The sequence below is a fragment of the Roseibaca sp. Y0-43 genome, from assembly GCF_020667835.1.
In the GTDB taxonomy this organism is placed as follows: domain Bacteria; phylum Pseudomonadota; class Alphaproteobacteria; order Rhodobacterales; family Rhodobacteraceae; genus Roseinatronobacter.
In genome coordinates this window covers 45250-69206 of the sequence record NZ_JAFMPR010000010.1, presented here as the reverse complement: position 1 = coordinate 69206, position 23957 = coordinate 45250, and the positions used below count along the sequence as shown (strand labels likewise).

The window sequence follows — 23957 nt, the reverse complement described above, 5'->3', positions numbered from 1 at the left end:
GCAGCTTGCTGGCGTTGGCCGATATTCGTAAGGCGGCGCACAGGCAAGGCCTGGACGCGGCCGGGCTTGTGGGGCCGGGGCAGGTGGCTTTGCCGGATGGGTGCGAAAGCCTTGTTCTGCTTGCGCCGGATGAACCGGCTTTCTGGCCCATCTTTACCCAAAGCGCCGAATATACCGATGGCCAACCCGACCCGATGGACCGCTGGTCGCTTCGGGTGATCGCGGCGCTGGCCGCAGCGCTCGGGGCGCGCGCGCTCTTTCCCTTCGGCACGCAGCCGCCGCACCCGTTTTACACATGGGCGCTGGCGTCGGGGCAGGTCTGGTCCTCGCCCGTGCAGTTTTTGGTCGGTGCTCGGTCGGGCCTATGGGCGTCCTATCGCGGCGCGCTGGCCTTCGCAGACCCGCTGGGCGCGTTGCCCGAGGTTGCCAAACCCTGCGCCACTTGCGCGCAACCTTGCGCAACAGCCTGCCCGGTCGGGGCACTGACGCCCGAGGGCTATGACACCGCCGCCTGCCATGCGTATCTGGACACCGACGCCGGGCAGGATTGTATGATCCAAGGCTGTGCCGTGCGCCGTGCTTGCCCGGTCTCTGCTGCGTTCGGGCGCAACCCGGCCCAATCCGCTTTCCACATGAGGCATTTTCACCGATGACCCTGCGCCTGATCCTGACCCGCCATGCCAAGTCCGACTGGGACAATCCGCTTGATAGCGATCATTCCCGCCCGCTCAGCGCGCGGGGCTTCGATGCCGCGCCGCGCATCGGGCGCTGGCTGGCAGGAAAGGGGTATCTGCCCGGTCAGGCGCTGGTGTCGGACGCCATGCGCACCCGCCAGACATGGGAACTGATCGCCGCCGAATTGCCCGATGCGCCCACCGCCAAGTTCGACCGTTTCCTGTATCTGGCCGGGCCGGATGTGCTGATGGGGCGCTTGCGTCAGGCCACCGCGCCCACGGTCATGCTGATCGCCCATAACCCCGGCATTGCCGAATTCGCGGCGCGTTTGTTGGCTGCACCGATGGCGCATTCGGGCTTCGCCGGGTTTCCGACCTGTGCGACATTGGTGGCGGATTTCGACGCGCCGTCATGGGACAAGGTCGAGCCGGGCACCGGGCGCGGCGTGGATTTCATCGTCCCGCGCGATCTGGGCTGATCCCCGGCCCTGTGCACGCTGTCAAGCCGTGGCCGTCAGCGTCTCTGCCGACCAGACCTGACGCAGCCGCAGATCATGATCCAAAAGCACCATGTCTGCCTGCGCGCCGGGGGTGAAACGGCCCAGATGGCCCGCCCCGATCACATCGGCGGGGATACGGCTGGCCATGGCCAAGGCACGCTCTGGCGCGACCCCAAGGGCCACCAGATTGGCCACTGATTGCGGCAGTGATATATCCGCCCCCGCCAGCGTGCCGTCGGCCAAGGTCAGACGCCCGTCACGGCGGAATACCCTGCGCCCGTTCAGCAGAAAGGATGTTGCGTCTGTGCCAGCGGCGGCCATCGCATCGCTGACCAGAAACAGCCGGTCGGGCGCGGTCATGGTCAGGGCAATGCGCAACGGCTCTGCCGCGACATGCACACCATCGGCGATAATGCCCGCCTGAACATCGCCCGTCAGCGTGGCCCCAACCAAGCCGGGCGCGCGGTTTCCAAGCTGGCTCATGGCGTTGAACAGATGGGTTACGCAGCGCGCGCCTGCGGCGAAGGCCTGACGCGCATCTTCGGCGGTACAATCGCTATGTCCAAGGCTGACCACGGCCCCGGCCGCGCGCAACCGCGCGATCTGTGCGTGGCTGGCGGCACAGGGCGCAAGCGTTACGATCAGCGCGGGCAGGTCGCGCGCGGCCTGCTCCAGCAGCGCCAGATCGGTATCCGTCATGGGGCGGATCAAGTCTGGGTCATGCGCGCCATGGCGCAGCGGGTCCAGATGCGGTCCTTCCAGATGCAGCCCGGCAAAGCCCGGAAGCCCCGCTTCCGCCGCCTTGCGGGCGGTGTCGATCACGCGCACAGTTACCTCTGGGCGATCGGTGATGAGCGTGGGCAGAATGCTGGTCGCGCCCAAGTTCCGATGCGCGGCGCAGATGCGGGCAAGCTGGTCAAGGTCGGTCTGAGGGCCCACCATTTCGCCCGCGCCGCCATTGACTTGCAGGTCGACAAATCCCGGAGCCAGCAGCCCCGCGCCCAGATCCACCACCGGCACACCGGCGGGCACCTTGGCGACAATGGCCTGCACGCGGTCGCCATCCAGCAACAGGGCGTGACCCTCCAGAATGCGCCAGCCGTCGAAAATGCGATCTGCCCGGAATGCGCGAGTCATCAGACGGTCTCTGTCACTTTGCGCAAATGGCGCGGGGTGTCGGGTTGCAGACCGCGCCGCCGCGCAAGCGCTTCGATGAAGACGTAGAAGCTGACGACATGCAACAGCGGGTCCAGCAGCGGATGAAGCGGGGCCACGCGGGGCAATTGGGTCGTGCCGTTTACGCTGTCGGTCACGAACACGTCCGCGCCTTGGCCTGCAAGCCGCGCGGCGGTGTCACGAAACCCCTCGCGCGCGGCATCATCGCAGATCAGACCCAGCACGGGAAAGCCGCGCTCGACCAAGGCGGATGGGCCGTGCAGCACTTCGGCGGCGGAATAGGCCTCGGCGTGCAGGGCGCTGGTTTCCTTGAATTTCAGCGCGATTTCGCTGGCGATGGCATAGCCTGCGCCACGGCCCAGAACATACAGCGCGGGCGCACGGACAAGCCGGTCCGATAGCGGCGACCAATCTTGTTTGAGCGCGTCCTCGCAGGCCTCTGGCAGACGGGCGAGCGCGGCTTGCAGAACGGCGTCTTGCGACCAATGCGCCAGCATCGCCAAAGATGCCACGACAGAGGTGACAAAGGTCTTGGTGGCGGCCACGCTCTGCTCGGTGCCGCAGCCCAAGGGCAGGCAGAAATCGGCGCTTTCACCCAAGGGCGCTTCGGGGTGGTTGGTGATGGCGAGGGTCTTTGCCCCCGCCTCTGCGCTGGCGCGGGTCATGGTCACGATGTCGGGGCTACGGCCCGATTGCGAAATGCCCACGCACAGCGTGCGCGGCAAACGCAAGGGCACCCCGTAAACAGACGCCACGGATGGCCCGACAGAGGCCACGGGAACACCTGTCAGTATCTCGCAGGCGTATTTCAGATAGGTCGCGGCATGGTCGGACGATCCGCGCGCCACGGTGGTCAGAAGCTGCGGGTCATGGGCCCGCAGGGCGGTGCCAAGCTCTGCCAAGGCCTGGGCGTTCGTTTCCAGCAGATCGCTGACGCGCGCCGGGATCTCGGCGACTTCGCGCGCCATATGGGTCTGGGTCATATGCTGTGTCCTTTGGATTGTGCCAGCTTGCGGGCGCGCCACAGCGCCCCGTCCAGTGCCGTGCCTTTCGGGTCTGTTATGTGCAGGGCCGGGTCTGCCCGCCCCGCAAGGCGCTTCAGCAGGATCGGTCCAAGGCCGCCGGTCGCGGCGACCGGGATCTGTGTCTCGCCTGCCTGCAAGTGTCGGATGGCGCGCAGCAGGTAGTCGCACCCGTCATCCAGAATGCCACGCGACAGGGCGCAGCCTTGGGTGTCCAGTTCCACCACTTGCGGGGCAAGGGCTGCGTAATCGGCAGGCCGCGCGGTGGCCACGAAATCCAGAAGGCGGCCCAAACTGCCGAACCGCGCCCAGACCGCTTGCGCCAGCGGGGCGTCGGGCAAAAGCCCGTCGCGCACATGCAGCGCGGCGCCGAGGGCGCGCCGCCCCAGCCACGCGCCGCCAGCTTCATCGCCCAAGCTAAACCCGTATCCGCCAATGCGGTGCATCTGTCCCTGTGTTTGTCGCGCCAGCACAGAGCCGGTGCCGATGGCCATGACGATCCCGTCCGCGTCCTGAAATGCACCCGACAGGGACGTGTCTATGTCGCCCAACACGGTGACGTTGCGATAGGGCAGGGCCGCGATCAGGGGTCTGGCCGCACCGGTCTCGGATGCGCCGGCGAGGCCCAGCACGATATGCAGGTCGGGGCTGGCCGGGTCGGTCCAGCCTTCGGCATGCAGCACGCGGGCAAGCGTGTCGGCAATGCGCTGCGCCGCGCCGGCCGGGTCGGCATGGATATTGGCGCTGCCACCCTCGATGATCGCGCCAAGCTGCCCATCCGCGCGCGCCGCGCGCGCCCGGCACCCACTGGCGCCACCATCCAGGCCAACAAGCAAAGTCATCAATCACCTCATTCTTGAGTGGTAATACCACAGTAATACCAAAAGGAAAGAGGTAACGCGCGGCCTGCGGCGCTCTGTCGGGGGCGCATAGCAAGGGCCAACGGCCAGAAAATTCCATTTAAATCATTTATTTTCAATATGAAGGCAGATTTTTATTTGTCCTTTTGGGGCACGGGTGCCCCGAAGCCCAAAGAAATCTCTGGACAAGTGGTATTAGTTTGGCATTACATGTGGCATAGGGGATGCAAACGGACAGCTTCGCGGCAAGCGGGCATCGCGTTGGTGCACCCTAAGGCAACTCGGAGGGTTCAACCATGGCCGCACGCAAGTTCACCATCGCCGCTTCGGCATTCTTGCTCAGCAGCACCGCGCTTATGGCGCAGGATGTAACGCTGACAATCGAAAGCTGGCGCAATGACGACATCTCGATCTGGCGCAACCAGATCATCCCGGCATTCGAGGCCGCGCATCCGGGCATCAAGCTGGATTTCCAGCCAACCGCGCCGGCGCAGTATAACTCTGCGCTCAACTCCAAGCTGGATGCGGGCACAGCGGGCGACATCATCACCTGCCGCGCCTTCGACGCCTCGCTTGCGCTGTTCCAGAAGGGCCAGCTTGCCGACCTGACCGATCTGGAGGGGATGGCGAATTATTCCGACGTCGCCAAATCCGCATGGTCCACCGATGATGGCAGCAAGCAATTCTGTGTGCCCATGGCGTCGGTGATCCACGGCTTCATCTACAACGCCGATGCCTTCGCAGAGCTGGGCTTGGAAGAGCCGACAACGGTCGATGAGTTCTTCGCCGTGCTGGACGCGATTGCCGCCGAGGGCAGCTATATCCCCATGGCGATGGGCGTGAATGACCAGTGGGAAGCAGCCACGATGGGCTATGCCAATATCGGCCCGAATTACTGGATGGGCGAGCAGGGCCGCAACGCGCTGATCGCGGGCGAGGCCAAGCTGACCGACGCCGAATTCGTCGCCCCGTTCGAGCAGTTGGCGCGCTGGTCCGACTATCTGGGCCGCGGGTTCGAATCGCAAAGCTACCCGGACAGCCAGAACCTGTTCACGTTGGGCCGTGCCGCGATCTATCCGTCCGGGTCGTGGGAAATCGCGGGCTTCCGCGCGCAGGCCGATTTCGAGATGGGGGCTTTCCCGCCGCCGGTGCAGAATGCGGGCGACACCTGCTATATCTCTGACCATACCGACATGGGCATGGGCCTGAACGCGGCGTCGCCAAATGCCGAAGCGGGACGCGTGTTCCTGAACTGGCTGGGCAGCAGCGAATTCGCCAATCTGTTCGCCAATGCCGTTCCGGGCTTCTTCCCGCTGTCGAATGCCGAGGTGTCGCTGGAAGACCCGCTGGCGCAGGAATTCATCAGCTGGCGCGGCGAATGCGAAAGCTCGATCCGACCGTTCCACCAGATCCTGTCGCGCGGAACGCCGAACCTGTCGAACGAAAGCTGGGGCACATCCGCCAACGTGATCCGGGGCAGCCAGACCCCGGCAGAGGCGGCCGAGCAGATGCAAAGCGGTCTGGCCTCTTGGTACGCGCCGCAGCAGTAAACCTGCCTTGGGCAGCCCGGTCGCAGGGCTGCCCGTCTTTGCAATTTAGCCCATAGGTTGCCCCATGTCCGACCGTGCCCGCAAAAGGCCGTTCCGTTGGCATATCGTCGTGTTTCTGGCACCTGCCGTGCTGATCTACACCGCGATCATGATTATCCCGCTCTTCGGCACGCTGAACCTGTCGCTGTTCACCCGCGCAGAGGATGGCACGCGCGTTTTCGTGGGCTTGGCAAATTTCCAGACCTTGTTCGGCGACCCGCGTTGGTCCGACAGTTTCTGGAACGCGACTTGGAACAACCTGTGGTTCTTCATCATCCACATGCTGGTGCAGAACCCCATCGGCATTGCGCTGGCGGCTATTCTATCTACGCCGAAACTGCGCTTTGCCGCCTTTTACCGCACGGCCATTTTCATCCCGGCGATTCTGAGCTTCGTGATCGTGGGCTTCGTCTGGAAGCTGATCCTGTCGCCCTTGTGGGGCGTGGCCCCCACCTTCATGGATGCGCTGGGCTTGGGCGACTGGTTCGCGCCGTGGCTGGGGCTGGAGGAATCGGCGCTGACGACGCTGGCGCTGATCTCTGTCTGGCAATTCGTCGGCATCCCGATGATGCTGATCTACGCGGCGCTGCTGTCCATCCCGGACGAGGTCTTGGAAGCCGCCGAAATGGACGGCATCACGGGCGCCAGCCAATTCTGGAAGATCAAGCTGCCGCTCATCCTGCCCACGATCGGCATCATTTCCATCCTGACCTTCGTCGGCAATTTCAACGCGTTCGACCTGATTTATGTCACCCAAGGCGCGCTGGCGGGGCCGAATTTCACCACCGACATTCTGGGGTCGTTCCTGTTCCGCACCTTCTTCGGGTTCCAGTTGCAACTGGGCGACCCGCATATGGGCGCGACCGTGGCGACCGTGATGTTCGCGATCATCCTTGTGGGCGTGTCGATCTACCTGTTCGGGGTGCAGACGCGCCTGCGGCGGTATCAGTTCTAGGGGGCGGGCATGAGCAATCCATTCACATCCGCACGCGGCAATCTGGGCCGGACCGCCGCCGCCCATGCCATCTTGATCGCCTATACGATCCTCGCGCTCTATCCGGTGTTCCTGATCCTCATCAACTCGGTCAAGCAACGCCGCGCGATCTTCAACGACCCGCTGGCGCTGCCGACGGCGGAAACCTTCGACCCCATTGGGTTTCAGACCGTGTTGGAGCAGGGAAATTTCCTGCTGTATTTTCAGAACAGCCTGATCGTGACGGTCGCGTCGCTGTTTTTCGTTCTGCTGTTCGGGGCGATGGCGGCATTCGCGTTGGCCGAATACCGCTTCCGGGGCAACCTGCTGATGGGCCTCTATCTGGCGCTGGGCATCATGATCCCCATTCGGCTTGGGACCGTCGCCATTCTGGAGATCATGGTCGCCGCCGGGCTTGTGAACACGCTCACATCCTTGGTGCTGGTCTACACGGCGCAGGGCTTGCCGCTTGCGGTGTTCATCTTGTCGGAATTCATGCGGCAGGTGTCGGATGACCTGAAGAACGCCGCGCGCATCGACGGGCTGAGCGAATACCGCATCTTTTTCACCATCGCGTTGCCCTTGGTGCGGCCCGCCATGGCGACGGTGGCGGTGTTCACCATGATCCCGATCTGGAACGACCTATGGTTCCCGCTGATCCTTGCTCCGGGTGAAGCCACCAAGACCCTGACGCTGGGCAGCCAGATCTTCCTTGGCCAATACGTGACCGACTGGAACGCGGTGCTGGCGGCACTGTCGCTCGCGATCTTCCCGGTGGTGGTGCTGTATCTGATCTTCTCGCGGCAACTGATCCGGGGCATCACGAAAGGGGCGGTCAAATGATCCGGGTTCTTGTCGTGGGGCTTGGGCAGATGGGGCAAAGCCACGCTTTGGCCTATGCAACCGACCCGGCCTTTGACGTGGTCGGGCTGGTCAACCGCAGCGATGTGGCCTTGCCCGATGCCTTGGCGCATCTGCCTATAGAGCGCGATTTCGACGTAGCCCTAGCGCGGCTGAACCCCGATATGGTCGCCATCGCCACCTATTCCGACAGCCATGCCGATCTGGCCATCAAGGCGATGCAAGCGGGCGCGCATGTCTTCGTGGAAAAACCGCTTGCCACCACGGTCGCCGATTGCGAGCGCGTGGCGCAGGTCGCGCAGGACACGGGACGCAAGCTGATGGTCGGCCATATCCTGCGCCACCACCCGACATGGCAGGCGCTGATCGCAGAGGCCCGCGCGCTGCGCGGCCCTTACGTGTTCCGGCTGAACCTGAACCAACGTTCCACCGGTCCGGCGTGGGAGATCCACAAGGCGCTGATGCAATCGACGCCGCCCATCGTGGATTGTGGGGTGCATTATGTCGATGTGATGTGCCAGATCACCGACGCCGCGCCTGTGGAAGTGCGCGGCATGGGCCTGCGCCTGTCGAATGAGATCGCGCCCGAGATGTATAATTACGGCCATTTCCAGGTGCTGTTCGAGGACGGCTCTTGCGGCTGGTATGAAGCAGGCTGGGGACCGATGATGTCGGAAACCGCCCATTTCGTGAAAGACGTGGTCAGCCCCGGCGGCGCGGTCAGCTTGCGCGCACCGATTGGCGTGGGCTCTGCCGATGTCGAAGGGCACACCGCCGCTGACCAGTTGATCGTCGCGCCCACGGGGCAAGGGGAAACCCTGCGCGATTTCGCCCACAGCCCCGGCCACCAAGGCTTGTGCGATCGTCAGGCCGCCGCAATGGCAAGGGCGATCACCGAGGACCATGACCTTAGCCGCCATGTTTCCGATGCCGTCCGCTCGGTCGCGATATGCCTTGCCGCAGATGAAAGCGTGCGCAGCGGCCAGCCCGTGCGCCTGAAGCCTTGAGGATAATATGGGACAGCTGAAACTTGAAAACGCCTGCAAATCCTTCGGCTCGGTCGATGTGATCCGCGATGTGAACCTGGAGGTGCAGGATGGTGAATTCTGCGTTTTTGTCGGCCCGTCGGGCTGCGGGAAATCCACGCTCTTGCGCATGATCGCGGGGCTGGAGGACATAACCTCTGGCGACATCCTGATCGACGGGCAGTTGGTGAACACCACGCCCCCCTCGCAGCGTGAAATCGCGATGGTGTTCCAAAGCTACGCGCTTTATCCGCATCTGAACGTGCGCGACAATATGGGGCTGGGGCTGAAGCAGGCGGGCCAGCCCAAGGCAGAGATCGCCACGGCGGTGGACCGCGCGGCAGGCATGTTGGATCTGCAAAACTACCTGACCCGCCGCCCCGGCGAATTGTCGGGCGGGCAACGTCAGCGCGTGGCCATTGGCCGCGCCATCGTGCGCAAGCCCAAGCTGTTCCTGTTCGATGAACCGCTGTCAAACCTTGATGCCGCGTTGCGCGTTCAAACCCGGATAGAGATCGCGAACCTGCACCGCGAGCTTGGCGCGACGATGATCTATGTCACCCACGATCAGGTCGAGGCGATGACGCTGGCCGACCGCATCGTGGTGCTGCGCGACGGGCGCATCGAACAGGTCGGTGCCCCGATGGAGCTGTATAACAACCCCGCCAACGAATTCGTGGCAGGGTTCATCGGCAGCCCCAAGATGAATTTCCTGAACGCGGGCGCGCTGGGCGCGGCGGGCAAATCGGTGGGCATACGTCCTGAACATATCCAACTGGCCACAGAGGGCGACGGGATCGCGGGCCGTGTCAGCCATGTGGAACATTTGGGCGGCGAGACGCTGGTTTACGTCAAGGCCGACCCGCATGGGTTGGTCACGGTGCGGCTGTTTGGCGAGCATAGCTATGCCGTCAACGATCAGGTCATCATGCGCCCCGACATGGCGCGTGCCTTTTATTTCGACGATAACGGGCAGCGCCTGCACCCGGCCCCTGCCTGAAGGACCAGACCATGACCGAATACGCCGACCCCCGCTATCGCGAGATTGACACTTGGGACGATGCGACCGCGCTGCGCGCCATGCTCGAAGGGCAGATGGCCGCGATTGCCGCGATCGCGCCCGCATTGCCCGCGATGGCCGATGTGGTGGCCGCAGCGGTGCCGCGTCTGCGCGCGGGCGGGCGGCTGGTCTATGCGGGCGCGGGCACGTCCATTCGGGTCGCTGTGCAGGACGGGATCGAACTGGGGCCGACCTATGACTGGCCCGAATCGCGCACGCTGTATCTGATCGCGGGTGGGGAGCAGGCGCTGATGCTGGGCATTGAGGGCGCAGAGGACAATGCCGAGGATGGCCGCGCGCAGGTCGCGAAGGCCGGCATCGGCCCGGTTGACGTGGTCATCGGCCTTGCCGCCAGCGGGCGCACTCCCTTTACAGTCGCTGTGCTGGACGCCGCGCGCGCGGCGGGCGCACTGACCGTGGGAATTTCGTGCAATCCCGGCGCGCCGATTTGCACGGTGGCAGAGCATGGCATGGTTGCCGAAACCGGGGCAGAGGCCGTGGCCGGGTCCACCCGCATGAAGGCGGGCACGGCGCAAAAGGCCATTCTGAACCTGCTGTCCACGCAGATCATGCTGCGGCTGGGTCATGTGCATCGCGGGTTGATGGTGAACATGCGGCCCCAGAACATTAAGTTGCGTGGCCGCGCCACGGGCATGGTGGCGCGCCTCGCACAGGTCGATAACGCTGCCGCCCAAGCTGCGCTGGAGATGACGGGCTGGAAGATAAAACCCGCCGTTCTGGTTGCCCAAGGCTATGATCTGGCAGCCGCCCATGCCGCGCTGGACAAGGCGCAGGGCGTGCTGCGCCATGTCGACGGGGCACGGGTATGACATTGCGGCCCGAATTGCTGTCGGGCAAATCAGATGCGACCCCGCTTTATGTGCGCTTGGCCGCGCTATTGCGCGAGCAGGTGCGCAGCGGCGCGTTCGCGGTCGGCGAAGCGCTGCCGTCCGAGCGCCACCTGTCAGAGCAATTGGATGTGTCGCGCGTCACCGTGCGCAAGGCATTGGAACTTCTGATGCGCGAGGGGGTTCTGTCGCGCAAGCAGGGATCAGGCACCTTCGTCGCCCCGCGGATAGAGCAGCCCTCGGCGCTTCTGGCGGGCTTCTCGGCGGACCTTGCGCGCCGAGGCATGGCGCCGGGGTCGGTCTGGCTGGAGCGCGTGCTTGCGCCCGCCTCGCCCGAGGAAGTGCTGGTCTTTGGCCTGCCCGTGGCATCGCAAGTGGCGCGCTTCCTGCGCATCCGCACCGCCAATGACGAACCCTTGGCGCTGGAACAGGCAACCGTGCCCGCGCGCTTCCTGCCCGATCTGGGCCAAGTGACAAGCTCGCTTTACGAAGCGCTTGACCGGCTTGGCAACAAGCCCGTGACCGGTTTGCAGCGGATAACCGCATCGTTGGCGACAGAGGAAGAGGCGGGGCATCTGTGTGTGCCGCCCGGTGCCGCGATCCTGCGGATCGAGCGGCGCGGCTACCTGCGCGACGGCACGATGGTGGAATTCACCCGCTCTGCCTATCGCGGCGACCGCTACGATTTCGTCAGCGAATTGCGCGAGCTTTAACCGATCCTGCCGAACGCAACCGGCCAATCGCGCGCAACCTTTTGCGGTTGCGCCGGAAAAGCCCGGTGTGGTGTCGCATTTCACCCGCTGGGAAATTCAGGGCGTGATTGATAGTGAAGCCGTGATGCGCCCGCCGGGGCAGGAAAAAGGAAAACACATGCAAAGCTTCGCCTTGACCGTTGCCTGCGAAAGCGCTCGTGGGATCGTGGCCGCCATTGCCGGGTTTCTGGCAGAGCATGGCTGCAATATCCGCGACAGTTCGCAATTCGACGACATCGAAACCGGCCGCTTTTTCATGCGCGTCAGCTTCACCAGCGAGCAGGATGCCACGCTGGACAGCTTGCAAGCCGCCTTTGCCGAAATCGGTGCGCGCTTTGGCATGGAGTTTGCCTTTCATGACGAGAAGGCGCGCATGAAGGTCATCATCATGGTGTCGCGTTTCGGGCATTGCCTGAACGATTTGCTCTATCGCTGGCGGATCGGGGCGTTGCCCATCGACATCGTGGCGGTGATTTCCAACCACATGGACTATCAGAAGGTGGTCGTGAACCACGACATTCCCTTCCATTGCATTCCCGTCACCAAGGCCAACAAACCGCAAGCCGAGGCCCGCATAATGGAGGTGGTTGAGGATACCGGCGCCGAACTGATCGTTCTGGCGCGCTACATGCAGGTTCTGTCCGACGAGATGTGCCGCAAGATGTCGGGGCGGATCATCAACATCCACCACAGCTTTTTGCCCAGCTTCAAGGGGGCGAACCCCTATAAGCAGGCGTTCGAGCGCGGCGTGAAGCTGATTGGCGCGACCTCGCATTATGTGACGGCCGATCTGGACGAAGGTCCGATCATCGAGCAAGACACGGTGCGCGTGACCCATGCGCAATCTGCTGGCGACTATGTCAGCCTTGGGCGCGATGTCGAAAGCCAGGTTCTGGCCCGCGCGATCCATGCGCATATCCACCGCCGCGTGTTCCTGAACGGGAACAAGACGGTCGTGTTCCCGGCATCGCCCGGCTCTTACGCGTCGGAACGCATGGGGTAGGCGGCGGTCGATTGGCGCAGGACCAGGCTGATCGGCAAGAGCAGTTTCTCACATTCCAAGCTTTCATCGCCCAGCCGCCGCAGGACCATTGCGGCGGCTTCGGCACCAATACGAGTGGCCGGAATCTCGACCGTGGTCAGCGCGGGCGACAGATGCGCCGAGACGTCGATATTGTCGATCCCGATGATCGACATGTCACCCGGCACGGATATGCCGCGCGCTTGAGCTTCCAGCATGGCCCCCATCGCCAGCATATCCATCGCGCCGATCAGCGCGGTCGGGCGCGGGTCGTGTGCCAACAATTCCGCGCAGCCCGCCCGCCCGGCCATGATCGTTGGCGTCTGCTCCGAGATCAGCGCAGCGGGCAGGTCCAGCCCCGCATCACCCAGCGCGCGGCGCACCCCCTCGACCCGTGCCGCCTGCCGGTCATTCATCGCGCGATGGCCGCAGATGACGCCAATGCGCGTATGCCCAAGCTCCAGCAGGTGGCGTGCGGCAAGGTCGCCTGCCAGATGGTTGTCGACCCGAACCTGGTCGAACCCCTCGCGCCCTTCCCAAAGCTGGATCAGCGGAATTTCGGCGCTGTCGATCAGCGACCATGTCGATTGTGGGCGCATACCGCCCACCACGACCAAGGCATCCACGCCATGAGAGATGAGCTGCGACAGCGCCGCCGCTTCGGCGGCGGGGTCGTATTCATGCGAAGCGATCAGCAGTTGGTAGCCATTGGCCGAAAGCGCTTTCTGCATTTCTTGCAGCGTTGCGGAAAAGATCGGGCTGTTGAGCGTGGGCACCGCCACCCCCACCGTGTTCGAGCGCCCCGAGACCAGCGCGCGCGCCCGGCGGTTGGGCACATACCCCATGCTGGCGGCCACAGAGCGTACCCGTTCCAGAGTTTCGGGTTGCACAAGCCCCGGTTTCGACAAGGCCCGCGAGACCGTCGCGATAGAGGTGTCGCACGCGGCAGCGATATCAATAAGCGTGGGTTTTGAACGTTTTGGCATGGTGCTGCCTTGCAAAATGTAAAATTTACATACCACGCGCCGCCGCCGCCATTCAATTATTTTATGTAAACTATATAGAAATTGTTTGACTCGTGGGGGTCGGTATGTAAGCGTTTACACAAGCAAGGACATGACGCGGCACGCATGAGGGGAGGCATCATGCCACGATGGGATAATCTGGCTTTGTTGGCGTCGCTGACGTTGTTTTCCGGGTATTTCGGGCATGTGGTTTACGCGGCCAGCACGCGCAGCCCGGTCATCAGCCTGAAGCAGGAAGCGATTTTGCTGGGCATCGCGGTGCTGTGCTTTGCCGCTGGCAGCCTTGGGCGCGAAGCGCACGAGCGCAAGAAAAACTGACCAATATCTAGGGAGGAGACAGGTCATGACGGACAAGAAAACTCGCATGGAGCTGGAAAGTGCGGAGCGCCGCAATTTCCTGAAACTTGCCACGACCGGCAGCTTTACCGCCGCCGTTGTCGCGGGGGCCGCCGGCACTTTGTGGTCGTCCGAAGCCGCAGCGCAGACCGCCGCCGAAGAGCGCGAGCGCCAGGCCGCCGCCGAACATGTCATGACCATCGCGACCGCCTATGTGTTGGGCGCGACCCGCAGCTATCCGATCATGCAGCTGGACCTGAAGGAAAACATCCAGAACGCCACCAACGGCAAGGTCTATGTGCGTCTTGCCCCCGGCGGTCAGCTCGGCTCTGGTGGCGAGCTGGTCAGCGGTGTGCAGAATGGTGCGATCCAGTGCGCGCAGCACTCGCTGTCGAATTTCGCGCCCTTCGCGCCGGTCGTGGACCTTATCAACCTGCCCTATCTGTGCGGCTCGAACCAGCGCTTCGTGAACCTTGTGAACTCGGACACCTGGATCAACAACGTTCACCCCAAGGTCGAAGAGCGCGGCTTCAAGCCGTTGTTCTATATCGTCATCGACCCGCGCGTCATTGCGCTGCGCAAGGGGATCGAGAACCCGGTTCTGGTGCCGTCCGATCTGGCTGGCGTGAAATTCCGCGTGCCCGGCTCGCAGATGTTGCAGCAGTATTATTCGATGGCGGGCGCAAACCCGACGCCGGTAGCTTGGGGCGAAACCCCGTCCGCGATCACCCAGGGCGTGGCCGATGGTCTTGACCCGTCCGTGGGCGCGCTGAACGTGTTCGGCTTCCGCGACATCCTCAGCCACGTCACCTTCAACCAGCCGGTGCCCGACAGCCAAGTCTATTCGATGAACCTGGAATGGTTCAATTCCATGCCCTCGGACGTGCAGGACGGGATCGAGGAAGCGGGCCGCATCACCATGATGCAGAACCTTGCGAAGGTGCCTTCGGCGCGCAACTACGCCATGGCCGAAATGCGCAAGGCTGGCGTGCAGTTCCACAGCCTGAGCGAAGATCAGCTGAACGAATGGCGCGAAACCGTGGGCTACCAGCGCAGCGAGTGGGACAACTTCAAGACCGAACTCGCGGGCGACATGGATACGTTCAACGGTCTGGCCGAAGCGGCCGATACCTATGCCGGTATCCCGGTGCACGACGCTTAAAGCATCGCGCCGGCGGGCCCAACCGCCCGCCGGCCCCTTCACCCCGACCAGATAGCGACCGAAAGGGACCGGCCATGCTGCGCGCATTGGACCGCAATGCCGAACGCTGGGCATTGCTCTTCTTCTACATGCTGCTTGTGACGACCATGGTGGTCGAGGTGATCCGCCGTGAAGTGCTGGCCTATTCGTCCATCTGGGGCGAAGAGCTGGTGCGCTATTCTTTCATCTACCTTGTCTGGATCGGGGCATCCGCCGCAATCAAAGACCGTGCGCATATCCGTATTGACGTGATCTTTCACGCGCTGCCCCACCGGGCGCAAACGCTGCTGTATCTGCTGGGAGATCTTATCATGCTGGCCGTCGCGGTGGCCGTGGTGATCTGGTCGTGGCACGCGGTCGAAACATCCATGCGGTTCGGGTCTGTCACTGACGGGCTGCGCGTGTCGAAGGTGTATTTCCTGCTGGCTGTGCCCATCGGCTTCAGCATGGTCACGGCGCGCCTGTTGCAATCCATCTGGCGCGACATCGGCAGCCTGCGCCGGGACGAGCCGCCATTCACCGGCGAAAAGCTGTTCGACTGAGGGGGCTTCCATGCTTTGGACACTGGAACAATTCACGGTCGAGCTGGGCTGGGATTTCTACCTGCCGCTGATCGTCTTCTTCGTGCTGATCGCGTTGGGCGTGCCGATCTGGGCCTGTATCGGGGTGGCGTCCATCGGCATCCTTGTCATGTCGCAGGCTTTGCCCGTGGGCGTGGTGGGCGAAACGCTTTTCGGCGGCATCGACCATTTCGCGCTGACGGCGGTGCCTTTGTTCATCCTGACGGGTGACGTGCTGGTGCGCACGGGCCTGTCGCGCAAGTTTCTGGACGTGGCCGATGCGCTGACCTGCTGGGCGCGCGGCGGCTTCGGGTCGGCGACCGTGCTTGTGTGCGGCATGTTCTCGGCCATTTCCGGGTCGGACGCGGCAGGTGCCGCCGCCGTGGGCCGCATGACCATCGACCGTCTGGTAGAGGCGGGCTACACCCGTCCCTATGCCTGCGCGCTTGTGGCCGCGGGTGCCTGCACCGGCATCCTGATCCCGCCTTCGATTGCCTATATCGTCATCGGCCTAGTGCTGGGCATATCCGCCAGCACGCTGTTCAAGGCGGCGGTCATTCCGGGCCTGCTGATCCTTGGGTCGATCCTTGTCACCAACATCATCGTCAGCCGCCGCATGGCCAAGGCCGAAGGCCAGTTGATGAGCTTTGGCGAATGGGCTGCGAACCTTGGTCGCGTTCTGGCCAAGGGGTGGTATGCCTTCATGATCCCCGGCATCATCTTCTGGGGCATCTTTTCCGGCCGTCTGACACCGACCGAAGCCGGGGCCGCCGCCGTGACCGTGACCATCTTCATGGGGTTCCTGCTGGGCACGCTGAAGATTTCCGATTTCCCGTCGATGATGATCTCTTCGGCCAAGGTGAACGGCGTGATCCTGCCCATCGTGGCCTTCTCGCTGCCCTTGTCGCAAGCGATGGCCATCATCGGTGTGCCGCAGGGCTTCGTCTATGCCATGACCACCGTGTCGGATAACCCGACCATCATCATCCTGCTGATGATCGCGATCCTGATTATCGCGGGCTGCGTGATGGAAACGACGCCCAATATCGTGATCCTTGCGCCGCTGATGTTCCCGCTGGCGCAGGAAATCGGGATGAACGAGGTCCAGTTCTGCGTGATGATGATTACCACGCTGGGGGTCGGTTTCATTACCCCGCCCTTGGGGCTGAACTTGTTCGTCGTGTCGGGGCTGACGGGCGAGTCGATCCTGAAGATCGCCTACCGCGCCATTCCGTTCATGCTGCTGATGCTGGTGGTCGTTCTGATGATCGCCTTCATCCCCGCGCTTTCAACCTCTTTTCTGCCGCCGCTCATGCGTTGAGCGGGGCTGCCCAAACCGACCAGGACAAAGGAACACGCAGATGGCTACGACCTATCTGAAAAAGGCGGAAAAGACGCCCGAAACCAACTCTGCCGAAGCGCAGCGCGTGGTGAACGAGATGCTTGCCCGGATCGAGGCCGAGGGCGAAGAGGCGGTCAAGCACTACGCCAAGGCACTGGATAAATGGGACGGCGCGATCCTTGTGACGCGTGAAGAAATGGACGCCCGCGCCGCAGAGGTGCCCGACCAGGTGAAAGAAGACATCGCCTTCGCGGTCGAGCAGGTGCGCACCTTTGCCGTGGCGCAGCGCGAGTCGGTCAAGGATTTTCACATGACCATGCCGTCGGGCCTGACGGCGGGCCAGAAATGGGTGCCCTGCAACGTGGCGGGCTGTTATGTCCCGACCGGGCGCTATGCGCATATCGCGTCCGCCTGCATGTCGGTGGCCACCGCCAAGGCGGCGGGCGTGAAAACCGTGATCGCGTGCTCGACCCCCTATCGCGGCGGGGGCATGCACCCCTATGTGCTTTACGCCATGCGCGAAGCGGGCGCCGATATTGTCATGACACTGGGCGGTGTGCAGGCGATTGCCACCATGGCCTATGGCTTGTTCACCGGCAAACCTGCCGATGTCATCGTCGGCCCCGGCAATAAATTCGTGGCCGAAGCCAAGCGAACCCTGTTCGGCAAGGTGGGGATTGACGTGTTTGCTGGTCCGTCTGAGATTGGGATCATTGCGGACAAAACCGCCGATGCAGAGATCGTCGCGGTCGATCTGGTGGGGCAGGCAGAGCATGGCCATGAGTCCCCCGCATGGCTGTTCACCGATGACAAGGCTTTGGCCGACACCGTCATGGCCCGCGTGCCCGAGCTGATCGCCACCCTGCCCGAACCCGCGCGCGAAGCCGCAGATGCCGCGTGGCGCGACTATGGCGAGGTGATCTTGTGCGACACCCGCGAAGAACTGGTCGAGGTGTCGGATGTCTACGCGTCCGAGCATCTGGAACTGCATTGCGCCGATCTGGACTGGTGGATGGCGAACCTGACCAATTACGGCAGCTTGTTCGTGGGCGAGGAAACGACCGTCGCCTATGGCGACAAGTGTTCCGGCCCGAACCACATCCTGCCCACGAAATACGCCGCCAAGTATTCGGCGGGCCTGTCGGTGCACAAGTTCCTCAAGCCCCTGACATGGCAGCAGGCAAGTCGCGAGGCCAGCAAGGAACTGGGCATCCGCACCGCCCGCATCTCGCGGCTGGAAGGGATGGAGGCCCATGCCCGCACCGCCGATGTGCGTTTGGCCAAGTATTACCCCGGCCATAATTTCGACCTTGGCGCACCGGTCGAGTCTGTCTGATGCGTCTGGCGCATCTGTTCGACCTGAGCGGTCGGCGCGCGCTGGTCACGGGGGGCAATTCGGGCATCGGTCTGGCCATGGCGCGCGCGCTGGGTCTGGCCGGGGCGTCCGTGGCCCTTGCCGCCCGCGCGCCCGACAAGCTGGAATCTGCGGTGGCCGAGCTGGCCGCAGACGGGATTACCGCCAGCGCCCACCCGACCGATCTGGCCGATGCGGCTGCGTTGGAAGGGCTGGCGCAATCGGCGGGCGAGGTGGACATTCTGGTGAATGCGGCCGGCGTGAACCTGCGCCAGCCCTACGACCAAGTCACGCCAGAGGCGTTCGATCTGCACATGGCGCTGCACCTGCGGGCGCCGTTCCTGTTGGTGCAGCATTTGGCGCCCGGCATGACGGCGCGCGGCTGGGGGCGGGTGCTCAACATCGCATCGCTGCAATCGGTGCGTGCCTTCGCCAATTCCGCGCCCTATGGGGCCGCGAAGGGCGGCGTTGTGCAACTGACCCGCGCCATGGCCGAAGAGTTTTCCGCCAAGGGTATCACCTGCAACGCCATCGCACCGGGCTTCTTTCCCACGCCTTTGACGGCCCCGGTTTTTGGCAACCCCGACCTTGCCGCCGCCAATGCGGCACGCACCGCGATAGGCCGCAACGGCAAGCTGGAAGACCTGTTTGGGGCGACGGTGTTCCTGTGCTCTGACGCGTCGGGCTACATTACCGGGCAGACGCTTTTCGTCGATGGCGGCTTTACCGCGAAATAAGGACAGACCATGCGCGCGCTACTTTACACCGGGCCGAACCAGATGGAATTGACCGAGCTGCCTGCGCCGGTGCCTGCCGAGGACGAGGTTCTGGTCGCGGTCCGTGCCGTGGGCATCTGCGGGTCCGACATGCACGCCTATCATGGCTATGACGACCGCCGTCCCGCGCCCTTGGTGCTGGGGCACGAAGCGGCGGGGATCGTGGCCGAGGGGCCGCGCAAGGGGCAGGCGGTGGCCATCAACCCGCTGGTGGTGGACCCGTCCTGCCCTGCTGCCATCGCGGGCCGCCCGCATTTGTCGCCCACGCGCGCGATCATCTCCATGCCGCCGCGACCGGGCGCGTTTGCCGAATACGTCTCCATCCCGGAACGCAACCTGTTGCCCATTCCCGACCGGCTGTCCATGCGCGACGCCGCACTTGCCGAACCCGTGGCGGTGTCATGGCACGCGGTGCGCATCGGGCTGGAGCGGTTGGGCCAAGCGGCCCCGCGCGTGCTGGTGCAGGGTGCGGGCGCGATCGGCGTTGCCGCCGCCTTGGTTGCACGGCATATGGGTGCGGCCAGCATTCACGTGGCCGAACCCCATGCCGGGCGGCGCGCGACCCTCGCGCCAGAGCCGGGGATAGACACGTTCGACCCCACCCGCCATGACCCCGGCGCGGATGCGTTCGATCTGGTGATCGACGCGGTGGGTGCCAAAGCCACCCGCGCCGATGCCTCGCGTCTTGTTCGGCCCGGTGGGGTGATCGTGCATGTAGGGCTTTTGCCGGGGCAAGAGGGTTATGACATCCGCCGCATCACGTTACAGGAAATCTGCGTGACCGGATCGTATTGCTACACGCCGCAAGACTTCGCCGATGCCTTGGCTGCCCTTGGGGCGGGCGCTTTGGGCGCATTGGGCTGGGTCGAAACCCGCGCGCTACAGGACGGCCCGCAAGCCTTTGCGGATCTGGATTCGGGGCGGGTGGATGCGGCCAAGATCGTGTTGCAGGTGGTGTCATAAGGACAGCGCGGAACAAGGGCGAAGCCCGCCGCGCAATCGGCGGGCCGTCCCGCGGCCTGCCGATTTGATCGGCCAATCACTCAGCACTGCGCGTTGTCGGATTTGGCTGCCATAAATCGCGGCCGAACTTCTGTCGTTTCGGCAGTCCCCCGGCCCGCCGATTGCGCTCAACGTCCCTGCCCACGTTTCGCCCGCTGCATCGCCCGTTCCAACCCGTCCAGAAACCGCGAGCGGTCGGCCTTGGAAAAGCTGCGCCCGCGACCTTGATGGAACGGATCGGCGGCGCGGACATCGGCCATCAGGTCGCGCGTGGCCAGAGTGCTGCCGATATTGGCCTCTGACAGCTCTGACCCGTCATGCCGCAACACCTGCGCGCCCGACGCCACGCATTTCGCAGCCAAGGGAATGTCGTTTGTCACGACCACATCGCCCGCCCCGGCGCGCTCTGCGATCCATTTGTCGGCCTCATCCGCGCCCGCGCTGACGATTATGGTTTCGACCAATGGGTTTTGCGATGGCCTTATCCCTCCGTTCGAGACGATCACCATCCGCGCGCGGTGCCGGGTGCCGACGCGCTCGACCTCCGATTTGACCGGGCAGGCATCGGCATCGACATAGATCACCGGGTCAGACTTCGGCATGGTAATGCACGGCGCTGGTATTGATGTGGGAAATCCGTAATTCCAGCGGGGCACCGTTGTAATCCACGGCCACGCGATGCACGCGCAAAACCGGGCTGGTCGCCGGTATTCCCAGTTCGCGTGCACAGTCCGGGCAGGGGGCGCAGGCCGTGACCTTTTCCCGCGCGCGGAACACGCTGGCGCCGAATTCGGTCTGATATAGCTGATACAGCGTGTTCGGCAGCGGGTCCGGCGTGGTCAGCAGGCTGCCGAAGCGGGCGGCATCCAGCACGATATGTTCATAGATCAGCGGCACCCCGTCGCCATCGCGCACGCGGGTGATGCAGATCACCATCGCATCGGGGGCCAGACCAAGCGCATTGGCTTCGTCTGGGGTGGCGTGGCGGCGGGTGCGGTCCAGAACCCGGCTTTCAGGGTGAAAGGTGGTGCCATCGGCGCGGCGCAGATTGAAGAAGCGAAACAGCACCGCGTCGCTGTCATGGCTGGACACGACCGTGCCCTTGCCCTGCCTGCGCTGCACCAGCCCTTCGGCGGCCATGTCCAGCAGCGCCTTGCGCAATGTGCCGACGGCCACGCCGTATTCCTCGGCCAGCCGGGTCTCTGACGGCAGGAACGTGCCGGGCGACCATTCGCCGGATTCGATGCGCGCCAGCATGAGGTCGCGCAACTGCTGGTGGAGCGGCTGAGAAACCGGGCGCAAAGACATCGACACCTCCGAATAATACGATTTCATGTTTTTACCTGCTAGATGCAGAAAACCCAACGAGAAAGCGGTAAGGCCATTGACCTTACTTTATCATATAAACTATATAGAAGTGAAGTCAGAGAATGACGGTACGAGAATCGGAACCCCGCCCCATGTCAACGACCACCCTCAGCCTTGCCGACGCGCGCCAATTGGTGGTCGATGTGTTCGCCAAGGCGGGAATGCCCGCGCATCTGGCCGCACCGGCCGCGCAGGCCTTGGTGATGGCAGAACAGGAAGGGTTGCCCTCGCACGGGTTGGCCCGCGCGCCCTTTTACGCGGCGCAGATGGTCGCGGGCAAAGTGGTGGCCGACGCCGCGCCAACGGTTGAGCGTGACGGCGCCGTCATCCGCGTTGATGCGGGGCTGGGGCTGGCCTTTGCCGCGATTGCCGCCGCCGCCCAAGCGGCCCGCGATGTCGTGGCCGAGCTGGGAGTCGCTGCTGTCAGCGTTACCCGCTCGCACCATTTTGGAGTGGCGGGCCAAGCGGTGGAACCTTTCGCCCGCGAGGGGCTAATCGCGCTGGCCTTCGCCAATGCGCCCGCCGCGATGGCCCCTTGGGGCGGCAACAAGCCGCTTTATGGCACGAACCCCATCGCCTTTGCAGCGCCGCGCGCAAAGGGCGATCCGCTGCTGATCGACCTGTCGCTAAGCCATGTCGCGCGCGGCAAGGTCATGCTGGCGCAGAAGGCGGGTCAGGCTATTCCCGAAGGCTGGGCGCTGGACGTGGATGGCAACCCGACCACCGATGCCGATGCCGCCATGGCGGGCACGATGGTGCCGTCGGGCGGGGCCAAGGGCGCGGCGCTGGCACTGATGGTGGAACTGCTGACCGCTGGTCTTGCAGGCGCGCATTTCGCGTATCAAGCCAGCTCGCTGTTCGACGACAAGGGGCCAGCCCCGAACCTTGCGCATTTCATGCTGGTGCTGGATCCCGCACGCTTTGCCCCCGGTTTCACCGACCGGGCCGAGGCGATCTTCGCCGCGATTGAGTCGCAGGATGGCGCCCGCCTGCCGGGTGCGCGCCGCATGGCCGAGCGGGCAAGCCGCGCCGACCAGATCGACATCCCGCAACAGCTTTACGACACGCTCACGGGCCTCGCCCGTGGCTAGACACCTCATCTAAAAGGGAGAGAGGACATGACCGCAAACACCCACCCCCAGCTGCTTGTCCATGACAAGGTCGACAATGTCGGCGTTGTCGTGGTCGAGGGCCTGACCGCCGGCACCGATATGCTGTGCGTCTGCACCGAGGATAACAGCGATTTCCGCCTGACCGCCAAGGCCGATATTCCCATCGGTCACAAGGTCGCGCTGAAAGACCTGGCCGAGGGCGACACGGTCATCAAATACGGCGAGGACATCGGTCGCATGGTGGGCCCGGCAGAGGTCGGCGGACATGTCCACACCCACAATCTGAAAACCAAGCGCTGGTAAGGGGGACCGACCATGGCATTCGATTTTTCTCAAGACACGATCAAGGCCTGGCGGCGTGAAAACGGCCGCGTGGGTGTGCGCAACCACGTGCTGATCCTACCGGTGGACGACATTTCCAACGCGGCCTGCGAGGCCGTGGCGAACAATGTCAAAGGCACCATGGCCATTCCGCACGCTTATGGCCGTTTGCAGTTCGGCGAGGATCTGGACCTGCATTTCCGCACCATCATCGGCACCGGCGCAAACCCCAACGTGGCCGCCGTTGTGGTCATCGGCATTGAACCGGAATGGACTAAGATCATCGTTGACGGCATTGCCAAGACCGGCAAGCCCGTCGAAGGCTTCTGGATCGAGCAGAACGGCGATTTCGAGACCATCCGCCGCGCAAGCTGGAAGGCCAAGGAATATGTCCAGTGGGCGACCGAGCTTCAGAAAGAAGACTGCCCCGTGACCGATCTGTGGGTCTCCACCAAATGCGGTGAATCCGACACCACCACGGGCCTGTCCTCCTGCCCGACTGTCGGAAACATGTATGACAAGCTGTTGCCGCATGGTCTGTATGGCGTGTTCGGCGAAACCTCGGAAATCACCGGGGCCGAACATATCTGCGAAAAGCGCGCGGCCAACCCCGAAGCGGCGGCGAAGTTCCGCAAGACCTGGCAGGCCTATACCGATGACGTGATCGAGGCGCACAAGACCAACGACCTGTCCGACAGCCAGCCCACCAAGGGCAACATCCTTGGCGGTCTGACCACGATCGAGGAAAAGGCGCTCGGCAACCTTGAGAAGATTGGCCGCACCTCGACCTATATCGACGTGCTGGAACCGGCCGAAGCACCGTCCAAGGGCAACGGTCTGTATTTCATGGACACGTCCTCTGCGGCGGCGGAATGCGTGACGCTGATGGCGGCGGCAGGCTATGTGATCCACACCTTCCCCACCGGGCAGGGCAACGTGGTTGGCAACCCGATCGTGCCGGTCATCAAGATCTCTGGCAATCCGCGCACGCTGCGCACCATGTCCGAGCATATCGACGTGGACGTAACCGGCGTGTTGCGGCGCGACATGACCATCGACCAGGCGGGCGACGCGCTGATCGAGATGATCAAGCGCACCGCCAACGGTCGCCTGACCTGCGCCGAGGCGCTGGGTCATCGCGAGTTCTCGATGACGAAGCTCTATCGTTCCGCCTGATCGCAGGCGACTGACGGTATCGG

Annotated in this window: 26 protein-coding genes; 20 read left to right on the top strand and 6 right to left on the bottom strand. The window is 63.8% G+C overall.

Going from position 1 to position 23957, the window contains the following annotated elements:
- Positions 1 to 5 precede the first annotated feature (5 nt).
- Together J1C52_RS12555 and J1C52_RS12550 are read left to right on the top strand one after the other, a co-directional pair.
- Positions 6 to 653, top strand: coding sequence for a ferredoxin (locus tag J1C52_RS12555; protein WP_227428301.1), 648 nt, complete (start codon positions 6 to 8; stop codon positions 651 to 653).
- Positions 650 to 1153, top strand: coding sequence for a SixA phosphatase family protein (locus J1C52_RS12550; RefSeq protein ID WP_227428300.1), 504 nt, complete (start codon positions 650 to 652; stop codon positions 1151 to 1153). Before J1C52_RS12555 ends, J1C52_RS12550 begins: the two co-directional genes overlap by 4 nt.
- Before the next feature lie 21 nt (positions 1154 to 1174).
- Here the strand turns inward: J1C52_RS12550 and nagA are convergent, their stop codons facing one another.
- Genes nagA through J1C52_RS12535 form a run of 3 tightly spaced genes read right to left on the bottom strand, consistent with a single transcriptional unit; the run spans position 1175 to position 4214 of the window.
- Positions 1175 to 2311, bottom strand: coding sequence for an N-acetylglucosamine-6-phosphate deacetylase (nagA, locus tag J1C52_RS12545; protein ID WP_227428299.1), 1137 nt, complete (start codon positions 2309 to 2311; stop codon positions 1175 to 1177).
- The gene (locus J1C52_RS12540) at positions 2311 to 3333 is read right to left on the bottom strand and encodes an SIS domain-containing protein (RefSeq protein WP_227428298.1); all 1023 of its coding nucleotides are present in this window, start codon (positions 3331 to 3333) and stop codon (positions 2311 to 2313) included. Before J1C52_RS12540 ends, nagA begins: the two co-directional genes overlap by 1 nt.
- Entirely contained in the window at positions 3330 to 4214 is an 885-nt protein-coding gene (locus J1C52_RS12535; RefSeq protein WP_227428297.1) for a BadF/BadG/BcrA/BcrD ATPase family protein, read from the bottom strand. Before J1C52_RS12535 ends, J1C52_RS12540 begins: the two co-directional genes overlap by 4 nt.
- A gap of 314 nt (positions 4215 to 4528) precedes the next feature.
- Here J1C52_RS12535 and J1C52_RS12530 point away from each other — a divergent pair, with 314 nt between their 5' ends.
- The 8 genes from J1C52_RS12530 to purU all read left to right on the top strand — a co-directional run bounded on the left by J1C52_RS12530 (position 4529) and on the right by purU (position 12343).
- Positions 4529 to 5782 carry an ABC transporter substrate-binding protein gene (locus J1C52_RS12530; protein WP_227428296.1) on the top strand — a complete coding sequence of 418 codons (1254 nt, stop codon included), beginning with the start codon at positions 4529 to 4531 and terminating at the stop codon, positions 5780 to 5782.
- 64 nt (positions 5783 to 5846) lie between these two features.
- Entirely contained in the window at positions 5847 to 6776 is a 930-nt protein-coding gene (locus tag J1C52_RS12525) for a carbohydrate ABC transporter permease (RefSeq protein WP_227428295.1), read from the top strand.
- Positions 6777 to 6785: 9 nt separating this feature from the next.
- A complete protein-coding gene (locus J1C52_RS12520) occupies positions 6786 to 7637 on the top strand; it encodes a carbohydrate ABC transporter permease (protein ID WP_227428294.1) in 852 nt (283 codons plus the stop codon).
- Positions 7634 to 8662 carry a Gfo/Idh/MocA family protein gene (locus J1C52_RS12515; protein WP_227428293.1) on the top strand — a complete coding sequence of 343 codons (1029 nt, stop codon included), beginning with the start codon at positions 7634 to 7636 and terminating at the stop codon, positions 8660 to 8662. The genes J1C52_RS12520 and J1C52_RS12515 overlap by 4 nt, the downstream gene beginning before the upstream one ends.
- Before the next feature lie 7 nt (positions 8663 to 8669).
- Complete coding sequence (locus tag J1C52_RS12510; protein WP_227428292.1) at positions 8670 to 9680, top strand: ABC transporter ATP-binding protein; 1011 nt, start codon at positions 8670 to 8672, stop codon at positions 9678 to 9680.
- Positions 9681 to 9691: 11 nt separating this feature from the next.
- Complete coding sequence (locus tag J1C52_RS12505) at positions 9692 to 10570, top strand: N-acetylmuramic acid 6-phosphate etherase (protein ID WP_227428291.1); 879 nt, start codon at positions 9692 to 9694, stop codon at positions 10568 to 10570.
- Complete coding sequence (locus tag J1C52_RS12500; protein ID WP_227428290.1) at positions 10567 to 11301, top strand: GntR family transcriptional regulator; 735 nt, start codon at positions 10567 to 10569, stop codon at positions 11299 to 11301. Before J1C52_RS12505 ends, J1C52_RS12500 begins: the two co-directional genes overlap by 4 nt.
- A gap of 157 nt (positions 11302 to 11458) precedes the next feature.
- Positions 11459 to 12343 (top strand): formyltetrahydrofolate deformylase, encoded by an 885-nt coding sequence (purU, locus tag J1C52_RS12495; RefSeq protein WP_227428289.1) that lies wholly within the window; start codon positions 11459 to 11461, stop codon positions 12341 to 12343.
- On the opposite strand, the gene J1C52_RS12490 is transcribed toward purU, so the two are convergent.
- Entirely contained in the window at positions 12319 to 13347 is a 1029-nt protein-coding gene (locus J1C52_RS12490; protein WP_227428288.1) for a LacI family DNA-binding transcriptional regulator, read from the bottom strand. The genes purU and J1C52_RS12490 overlap by 25 nt on opposite strands.
- Positions 13348 to 13506: 159 nt before the next feature.
- Here J1C52_RS12490 and J1C52_RS12485 point away from each other — a divergent pair, with 159 nt between their 5' ends.
- The 7 genes from J1C52_RS12485 (at position 13507) to J1C52_RS12455 (ending at position 19918) form a co-directional block, all read left to right on the top strand.
- Positions 13507 to 13704, top strand: coding sequence for a hypothetical protein (locus J1C52_RS12485; RefSeq protein ID WP_227428287.1), 198 nt, complete (start codon positions 13507 to 13509; stop codon positions 13702 to 13704).
- Positions 13705 to 13729: 25 nt separating this feature from the next.
- Complete coding sequence (locus J1C52_RS12480; RefSeq protein WP_227428286.1) at positions 13730 to 14884, top strand: TRAP transporter substrate-binding protein; 1155 nt, start codon at positions 13730 to 13732, stop codon at positions 14882 to 14884.
- A gap of 74 nt (positions 14885 to 14958) precedes the next feature.
- Positions 14959 to 15465: a TRAP transporter small permease gene (locus tag J1C52_RS12475; protein WP_227428285.1), complete on the top strand. Its 507-nt coding sequence runs from the start codon at positions 14959 to 14961 to the stop codon at positions 15463 to 15465.
- Between the two features lie 10 nt (positions 15466 to 15475).
- Entirely contained in the window at positions 15476 to 16804 is a 1329-nt protein-coding gene (locus J1C52_RS12470) for a TRAP transporter large permease (RefSeq protein ID WP_227428284.1), read from the top strand.
- 40 nt (positions 16805 to 16844) lie between these two features.
- On the top strand, positions 16845 to 18161 hold the full coding sequence (gene hisD, locus J1C52_RS12465; protein WP_227428283.1) for a histidinol dehydrogenase: 1317 nt from the start codon (positions 16845 to 16847) through the stop codon (positions 18159 to 18161).
- A complete protein-coding gene (locus J1C52_RS12460) occupies positions 18161 to 18916 on the top strand; it encodes an SDR family NAD(P)-dependent oxidoreductase (RefSeq protein ID WP_227428282.1) in 756 nt (251 codons plus the stop codon). The genes hisD and J1C52_RS12460 overlap by 1 nt, the downstream gene beginning before the upstream one ends.
- Positions 18917 to 18925: 9 nt before the next feature.
- Complete coding sequence (locus J1C52_RS12455; protein ID WP_227428281.1) at positions 18926 to 19918, top strand: zinc-dependent alcohol dehydrogenase; 993 nt, start codon at positions 18926 to 18928, stop codon at positions 19916 to 19918.
- Positions 19919 to 20085: 167 nt separating this feature from the next.
- Here J1C52_RS12455 and J1C52_RS12450 read toward each other — a convergent pair whose 3' ends face one another.
- Positions 20086 to 20559, bottom strand: coding sequence for a YaiI/YqxD family protein (locus J1C52_RS12450; protein WP_227428280.1), 474 nt, complete (start codon positions 20557 to 20559; stop codon positions 20086 to 20088).
- Positions 20546 to 21292 (bottom strand): GntR family transcriptional regulator, encoded by a 747-nt coding sequence (locus tag J1C52_RS12445; RefSeq protein WP_227428279.1) that lies wholly within the window; start codon positions 21290 to 21292, stop codon positions 20546 to 20548. Before J1C52_RS12445 ends, J1C52_RS12450 begins: the two co-directional genes overlap by 14 nt.
- Positions 21293 to 21417: 125 nt before the next feature.
- On the opposite strand from J1C52_RS12445, the gene J1C52_RS12440 reads away from it, so the two are divergent.
- From J1C52_RS12440 to J1C52_RS12430, 3 genes are read left to right on the top strand one after another with little or no spacing between them, the layout of a single operon-like run.
- Positions 21418 to 22416, top strand: a complete 999-nt coding sequence (locus J1C52_RS12440; RefSeq protein ID WP_227428278.1) for an Ldh family oxidoreductase — start codon at positions 21418 to 21420, stop codon at positions 22414 to 22416.
- Between the two features lie 27 nt (positions 22417 to 22443).
- Positions 22444 to 22740, top strand: coding sequence for a UxaA family hydrolase (locus J1C52_RS12435; protein ID WP_227428277.1), 297 nt, complete (start codon positions 22444 to 22446; stop codon positions 22738 to 22740).
- Between the two features lie 12 nt (positions 22741 to 22752).
- Positions 22753 to 23934, top strand: a complete 1182-nt coding sequence (locus J1C52_RS12430) for a UxaA family hydrolase (protein WP_227428276.1) — start codon at positions 22753 to 22755, stop codon at positions 23932 to 23934.
- Positions 23935 to 23957 lie beyond the last annotated feature (23 nt).

Coding starts and splice junctions, on each gene's coding strand:
- J1C52_RS12550 (WP_227428300.1), top strand. CDS start 650: ATGACCCTGCGCCTGATCCTGACCCGCCATGCCAAGTCCGACTGGGAC.
- nagA (WP_227428299.1), bottom strand. CDS start 2,311: ATGACTCGCGCATTCCGGGCAGATCGCATTTTCGACGGCTGGCGCATT.
- J1C52_RS12540 (WP_227428298.1), bottom strand. CDS start 3,333: ATGACCCAGACCCATATGGCGCGCGAAGTCGCCGAGATCCCGGCGCGC.
- J1C52_RS12535 (WP_227428297.1), bottom strand. CDS start 4,214: ATGACTTTGCTTGTTGGCCTGGATGGTGGCGCCAGTGGGTGCCGGGCG.
- J1C52_RS12530 (WP_227428296.1), top strand. CDS start 4,529: ATGGCCGCACGCAAGTTCACCATCGCCGCTTCGGCATTCTTGCTCAGC.
- J1C52_RS12525 (WP_227428295.1), top strand. CDS start 5,847: ATGTCCGACCGTGCCCGCAAAAGGCCGTTCCGTTGGCATATCGTCGTG.
- J1C52_RS12520 (WP_227428294.1), top strand. CDS start 6,786: ATGAGCAATCCATTCACATCCGCACGCGGCAATCTGGGCCGGACCGCC.
- J1C52_RS12515 (WP_227428293.1), top strand. CDS start 7,634: ATGATCCGGGTTCTTGTCGTGGGGCTTGGGCAGATGGGGCAAAGCCAC.
- J1C52_RS12510 (WP_227428292.1), top strand. CDS start 8,670: ATGGGACAGCTGAAACTTGAAAACGCCTGCAAATCCTTCGGCTCGGTC.
- J1C52_RS12505 (WP_227428291.1), top strand. CDS start 9,692: ATGACCGAATACGCCGACCCCCGCTATCGCGAGATTGACACTTGGGAC.
- J1C52_RS12500 (WP_227428290.1), top strand. CDS start 10,567: ATGACATTGCGGCCCGAATTGCTGTCGGGCAAATCAGATGCGACCCCG.
- purU (WP_227428289.1), top strand. CDS start 11,459: ATGCAAAGCTTCGCCTTGACCGTTGCCTGCGAAAGCGCTCGTGGGATC.
- J1C52_RS12490 (WP_227428288.1), bottom strand. CDS start 13,347: ATGCCAAAACGTTCAAAACCCACGCTTATTGATATCGCTGCCGCGTGC.
- J1C52_RS12485 (WP_227428287.1), top strand. CDS start 13,507: ATGCCACGATGGGATAATCTGGCTTTGTTGGCGTCGCTGACGTTGTTT.
- J1C52_RS12480 (WP_227428286.1), top strand. CDS start 13,730: ATGACGGACAAGAAAACTCGCATGGAGCTGGAAAGTGCGGAGCGCCGC.
- J1C52_RS12475 (WP_227428285.1), top strand. CDS start 14,959: ATGCTGCGCGCATTGGACCGCAATGCCGAACGCTGGGCATTGCTCTTC.
- J1C52_RS12470 (WP_227428284.1), top strand. CDS start 15,476: ATGCTTTGGACACTGGAACAATTCACGGTCGAGCTGGGCTGGGATTTC.
- hisD (WP_227428283.1), top strand. CDS start 16,845: ATGGCTACGACCTATCTGAAAAAGGCGGAAAAGACGCCCGAAACCAAC.
- J1C52_RS12460 (WP_227428282.1), top strand. CDS start 18,161: ATGCGTCTGGCGCATCTGTTCGACCTGAGCGGTCGGCGCGCGCTGGTC.
- J1C52_RS12455 (WP_227428281.1), top strand. CDS start 18,926: ATGCGCGCGCTACTTTACACCGGGCCGAACCAGATGGAATTGACCGAG.
- J1C52_RS12450 (WP_227428280.1), bottom strand. CDS start 20,559: ATGCCGAAGTCTGACCCGGTGATCTATGTCGATGCCGATGCCTGCCCG.
- J1C52_RS12445 (WP_227428279.1), bottom strand. CDS start 21,292: ATGAAATCGTATTATTCGGAGGTGTCGATGTCTTTGCGCCCGGTTTCT.
- J1C52_RS12440 (WP_227428278.1), top strand. CDS start 21,418: ATGTCAACGACCACCCTCAGCCTTGCCGACGCGCGCCAATTGGTGGTC.
- J1C52_RS12435 (WP_227428277.1), top strand. CDS start 22,444: ATGACCGCAAACACCCACCCCCAGCTGCTTGTCCATGACAAGGTCGAC.
- J1C52_RS12430 (WP_227428276.1), top strand. CDS start 22,753: ATGGCATTCGATTTTTCTCAAGACACGATCAAGGCCTGGCGGCGTGAA.